This is a genomic window from Actinotignum saccati, from assembly GCF_051265055.1.
GTDB lineage: Bacteria > Actinomycetota > Actinomycetes > Actinomycetales > Actinomycetaceae > Actinotignum.
Genome location: NZ_JBOZCC010000017.1, coordinates 1 through 5890 on the forward strand (window position 1 = coordinate 1; position 5890 = coordinate 5890).

The window sequence follows — 5890 nt, forward strand, 5'->3', positions numbered from 1 at the left end:
GAAAATAGCACGCGCGAGAACAACCCTGGAAACCCCCACCCAACAACCAGAAAGCTAAATCAAGGACGGTACACTAGAAGGTCCCTTATTTCATTAGCTTTGGACTGAGTGGAAATCAGACTTCTTGCATCAGTCATTCCGGTTTAACGCTCTCTTGATAATTTTCCTGCTTGCGCGGGGAAGAGTTACCGCTGTTTGCGTGAGGTGGCGCGGGCCGCTGCATGAGCGCGGCGAGGTCATCGGCGGCACCGGGCGGGATAGGATCCCGTCCGGATTCCCAGGCGCGCAGGGTACGGGGTGAAACGCCGAGGGCTGCGGCGCATTGCTTTACCGATAGGCGCAGGTGGCGCCGGCTGGCGGCGAAAGTGTCTTTATCCATGGATCAATGCTACTTATATACAGTGATAGGGCGCCGTAGCGCCCTATCACTGGAATTATCCCCGCTCGCGCGGGGAAGAGAGGTCGGTTAGGGCGCGGATGAGCACACCTTCGGAATTGCCCCGTTTGCGCGGGGAACAGGCACCGCTTTGAACGCCGGCACCTTTGAGAGCAGAATTACCCCCCGCTTGCGCGGGGAACAGCCTAAAAGCGGCAAGGTCCGTGTACTATCCATAGAATTACCCCCGCTCGCGCGGGGAACAGATGCGTCCCCCAATATCGCAGACCTTCTTCCAGGAATTATCCCCGCTTGCGCGGGGAAGAGTTGAATTCTTTGACGATCTCGCTCGCCCCGTCGGAATTACCCCCGCTTGCGCGGGGAGCAGGGGTCACGCGCAAGCCGGATAGCACCGTCCTGGAAATTACCCCCGCTCGCGCGGGGAACAGATGCGTCCCCCAATATCGCAGACCTTCTTCCAGGAATTACCCCCGCTCGCGCGGGGAAGAGCGCTCTTCAGGCTGTAAGCGTTAATGGTGATGGGAATTACCCCCGCTCGCTGTCAAGCGCAAGTTAAAACTGCACGACTAGCGCAATACGAATTGTACGACTAGCGCAAGGAAAAATGCACACCCAGCGCAACCAAAACTGCACGCCCTGACCGAACAGGCAATCTCGCGCGGGGAAGAGTTCGCACGCTCACCACGCCAGAACCCACGCTCGGAATTACCCCCGCTCGCGCGGGGAACAGGCGCCGAATGAAAGCAGGCCAAGGTCGGGGCGGGAATTACCCCCGCTCGCGCGGGGAAGAGTTCTCAGGCAGCCCCTCGAGTTTGCTGATCATGGAATTACCCCCGCTTGCGCGGGGAAGAGGCGATGATCGGTAGGCGCTCGATTGGCTGTAGGGAATTACCCCCGCTTGCGCGGGGAAGAGATAACCGCACGCGCATGCACGCTTTCTTCATTGGAATTACCCCCGCTTGCGCGGGGAAGAGACGCTATTGACCGTCGCCGGGATATGCTTCACGGAATTACCCCCGCTTGCGCGGGGAAGAGTATCACTAGACGCAGACGTGCCCGCCCGTGACGGAATTACCCCCGCTTGCGCGGGGAAGAGGACTGGGACGCGACCGTTAATCAGGAGCCACCGGAATTACCCCCGCTTGCGCGGGGAAGAGTCTTACTCACCCCCCGCCACCTATGCAAGGTGGGAATTACCCCCGCTTGCGCGGGGAAGAGCGGCGTCACCCTTTCCCTGCTCACCGCTTCCCGGAATTACCCCCGCTTGCGCGGGGAAGAGCCCCTCAGCCGTTTCGGTGAGCCGGGTCGCCCGGAATTACCCCCGCTTGCGCGGGGAAGAGGCCCGCTGGTGGGGTACCGCGCTGGCTGGCCCGGAATTACCCCCGCTCGCGCGGGGAACAGATTTGCGCGCCGCGCCGCCCGCCCGCGGCCATGGAATTACCCCCGCTCGCGCGGGGAACAGATCTGCGCGCCGCGCCGCCCGCCCGCGGCCATGGAATTACCCCCGCTCGCGCGGGGAACAGTTCCTTTCGAGATGGGTGTAGGGAGGAGCAGCGGAATTACCCCCGCTCGCGCGGGGAACAGCGAATGGCCAGTACCTCGTTAGTGTGCCCGTGGGAATTACCCCCGCTCGCGCGGGGAACAGTCGAGCGCACTTGAACGGCGCGCCCGGGGGCGGAATTACCCCCGCTCGCGCGGGGAACAGTCGAGCGCACTTGAACGGCGCGCCCGGGGGCGGAATTACCCCCGCTCGCGCGGGGAACAGCTGTACATTTCTGTCCTATTGTGTCACATCCTGGAATTACCCCCGCTCGCGCGGGGAACAGCCAATCTCCACCGCATACCCCGCCGCCAACACGGAATTACCCCCGCTCGCGCGGGGAACAGGTTTCCCAGTATTCGCGTGCGTGCTCCTTCGCGGAATTACCCCCGCTCGCGCGGGGAACAGCCACCGGAATATCAAGCCTGGTTCGCGTAATCGGAATTACCCCCGCTCGCGCGGGGAACAGATCCGCATGAGCGAAAACTAAGGGGAGGGTTAGGAATTACCCCCGCTCGCGCGGGGAACAGGCACCCGCGTGCTCTCGCGCTCCGGGGTGCGCGGAATTACCCCCGCTCGCGCGGGGAACAGCCGCGGGTTTCCTCCCATTCCCCGGCGGCTCCGGAATTACCCCCGCTCGCGCGGGGAACAGTGGGGCCACTATGACAGGGAAGTAGATGGCCAGGAATTACCCCCGCTCGCGCGGGGAACAGAGCCTTGCCTTCGCCCGCGCATGGTAAAAGGGGGAATTACCCCCGCTCGCGCGGGGAACAGATAGATAACAAGGCATACCCCGCGGGGGGGGGTAGGAATTACCCCCGCTCGCGCGGGGAACAGGTATTTTTCACTTGCTTTGCTGTATTTTAAGAGGAATTACCCCCGCTCGCGCGGGGAACAGTACGGCCGCGCTTTCTTCAAGCCGGGTAGTAGGGAATTACCCCCGCTCGCGCGGGGAACAGACCCTTACATAGTGCCGCCCGCCGGCGCCCGCGGAATTACCCCCGCTCGCGCGGGGAACAGCGAGTGTGATCTTACCGAACGGCAGTTCCTCGGGAATTACCCCCGCTCGCGCGGGGAACAGTCAAATTCTCAAAATTCGCTTTCGCTACTTCGGGAATTACCCCCGCTCGCGCGGGGAACAGCTCGGATACACATCGCTGTAGTAGTAGTCCCCGGAATTACCCCCGCTCGCGCGGGGAACAGCTCGGATACACATCGCTGTAGTAGTAGTCCCCGGAATTACCCCCGCTCGCGCGGGGAACAGGTATTTTTCACTTGCTTTGCTGTATTTTAAGAGGAATTACCCCCGCTCGCGCGGGGAACAGTGCGATCTTCTGCGCATCCTCATAAGCAGAGCGGAATTACCCCCGCTCGCGCGGGGAACAGCGGCCGCGGTGGTCGCCGCTTCCACCGGCGTAGGAATTACCCCCGCTCGCGCGGGGAACAGACTCCACCAGCGCCGCCGGCAAGCTCAAAGTAGGAATTACCCCCGCTCGCGCGGGGAACAGGTGATGAGGTCTTGGGCGCTGGTGCGGGTGGCGGAATTACCCCCGCTCGCGCGGGGAACAGAGGCCGCGGATGGTCCAGTAGCCGAACTGGCCGGAATTACCCCCGCTCGCGCGGGGAACAGACGCCACCGTGACATTATCGGACCCGCATAAAGGAATTACCCCCGCTCGCGCGGGGAACAGTGTCACGTCGTGCCATTTTCCGATGATCAGTAGGAATTACCCCCGCTCGCGCGGGGAACAGTTGACAAACACGCCGGGCTTATGGCCATTCCCGGAATTACCCCCGCTCGCGCGGGGAACAGGAGGGCTACAAGGGTTTCAGTCATGCGCGGGCGGAATTACCCCCGCTCGCGCGGGGAACAGTCCCCCGGCCTAACGAATCGGACGTTATCCGCGGAATTACCCCCGCTCGCGCGGGGAACAGGCGCGGGCGATAGCATCCTGCGCCGCTTTCTGGGAATTACCCCCGCTCGCGCGGGGAACAGCATAGGGATTATCTTCCACGATAAGAACATGGTGAATTACCCCCGCTCGCGCGGGGAACAGTCGTAGCGCAAACAGGGCGGAGCCGGGAACAAGGAATTACCCCCGCTCGCGCGGGGAACAGTTGCTCCTATGATCGCTAGCCCGGGGAATCGGGGAATTACCCCCGCTCGCGCGGGGAACAGGCCACATCAAAGAACAGGGGGAAGGCTTGCCGGGAATTACCCCCGCTCGCGCGGGGAACAGTTCAAACTTAGCCATTTTGTCAGTCCCTTTCAGGAATTACCCCCGCTCGCGCGGGGAACAGAGATCCGGTCAGAGCTTGAAGTGGCACAGTCGGGAATTACCCCCGCTCGCGCGGGGAACAGAGACGCGCTCGCCGTAACCGGCTATACGGTACGGAATTACCCCCGCTCGCGCGGGGAACAGCTGACCAGGCCCGCGCCCGCGCGGAAGCCCTCGGAATTACCCCCGCTCGCGCGGGGAACAGGGGGCGCATTATTGGACTCCCTCCTTCATGAAGGAATTACCCCCGCTCGCGCGGGGAACAGTCGAAGTTGGTTGTGCCTTCAAAATTCTTGATGGAATTACCCCCGCTCGCGCGGGGAACAGTAGCCGATATCCTCAGGGGCGCCGGTCTCAGCGGAATTACCCCCGCTCGCGCGGGGAACAGAGCATTAAAGCGGAATTGAAACCTAACCACGGGGAATTACCCCCGCTCGCGCGGGGAACAGGTTTTGATGCAGAAGGTATTAGTTATCAGATTAGAATTACCCCCGCTCGCGCGGGGAACAGTGGTCGTCCGTCCAGGGTTCACCGCGCCCCGTGGAATTACCCCCGCTCGCGCGGGGAACAGCGCACCTCCAAGGCCATGTTCGCGGTCGCCTCGGAATTACCCCCGCTCGCGCGGGGAACAGAGGCAACCATCGCGGCACTGCGCTATCTGTCTGGAATTACCCCCGCTCGCGCGGGGAACAGATACCCGCCCGGCGCGGGTAGCTAACCTGCCAGGAATTACCCCCGCTCGCGCGGGGAACAGAAATTTGCGCGGGTGTGCGTGTATAGCGTGTCGGAATTACCCCCGCTCGCGCGGGGAACAGGGGGTAATTCCCGCCGCCCGAATCACCCTCAAAGAATTACCCCCGCTCGCGCGGGGAACAGCCGGGTCTCGAACCCGGCCAGTCCCCTCTACGGGAATTACCCCCGCTCGCGCGGGGAACAGGATTCTGGACACGCCTATTCAGCGCGGGGGAGGGAATTACCCCCGCTCGCGCGGGGAACAGATTTCGCGCTAATGCTGGACATAACGCCCCCTGGAATTACCCCCGCTCGCGCGGGGAACAGAATTTCGCTGGTGATCGGCCGAATCCCAATATGGAATTACCCCCGCTCGCGCGGGGAACAGATCCAGGGGGCCGAGATTTTTTCGCTCATGCCGGAATTACCCCCGCTCGCGCGGGGAACAGGAGGATAGCCATTTCTTGCTCCTTTCTTAGGGGGAATTACCCCCGCTCGCGCGGGGAACAGTTCGTGCCGCAACTGGAGCATCTCGTTATATAGGAATTACCCCCGCTCGCGCGGGGAACAGCCGTAGCCGGAGACCCCGGCACCATCTCTAGCGGAATTACCCCCGCTCGCGCGGGGAACAGAGCGAGGCTAGGGTGCGGATACCATACAAGACGGAATTACCCCCGCTCGCGCGGGGAACAGAGGCCTGGTGGTGCGTTTGTCGTTATCGGCTCGGAATTACCCCCGCTCGCGCGGGGAACAGCTCTCGCTATCGCTGACGCCTACGGGCTAAGCGGAATTACCCCCGCTCGCGCGGGGAACAGCAAGGAAGAGATCCGCGTCCCGCTGCGTCTTAGGAATTACCCCCGCTCGCGCGGGGAACAGAAACTAGCAACACCGTCAAGCGCGGTAGCCGCGGAATTACCCCCGCTCGCGCGGGGAACAGGCGCC

Annotated in this window: 1 protein-coding gene and 1 CRISPR repeat array; the gene reads right to left on the bottom strand. The window is 62.8% G+C overall.

Annotated features, from left to right (window positions below; translation table 11 throughout):
* Positions 1 to 133 precede the first annotated feature (133 nt).
* Positions 134 to 379, bottom strand: coding sequence for a helix-turn-helix domain-containing protein (locus ACRQEC_RS09480; protein ID WP_284890626.1), 246 nt, complete (start codon positions 377 to 379; stop codon positions 134 to 136).
* Between the two features lie 719 nt (positions 380 to 1098).
* Positions 1099 to 5885: a CRISPR direct-repeat array (repeat unit 29 nt; unit sequence GGAATTACCCCCGCTCGCGCGGGGAACAG).
* The last annotated feature ends 5 nt before the right edge of the window (positions 5886 to 5890 follow it).

Coding starts and splice junctions, on each gene's coding strand:
- ACRQEC_RS09480 (WP_284890626.1), bottom strand. CDS start 379: ATGGATAAAGACACTTTCGCCGCCAGCCGGCGCCACCTGCGCCTATCG.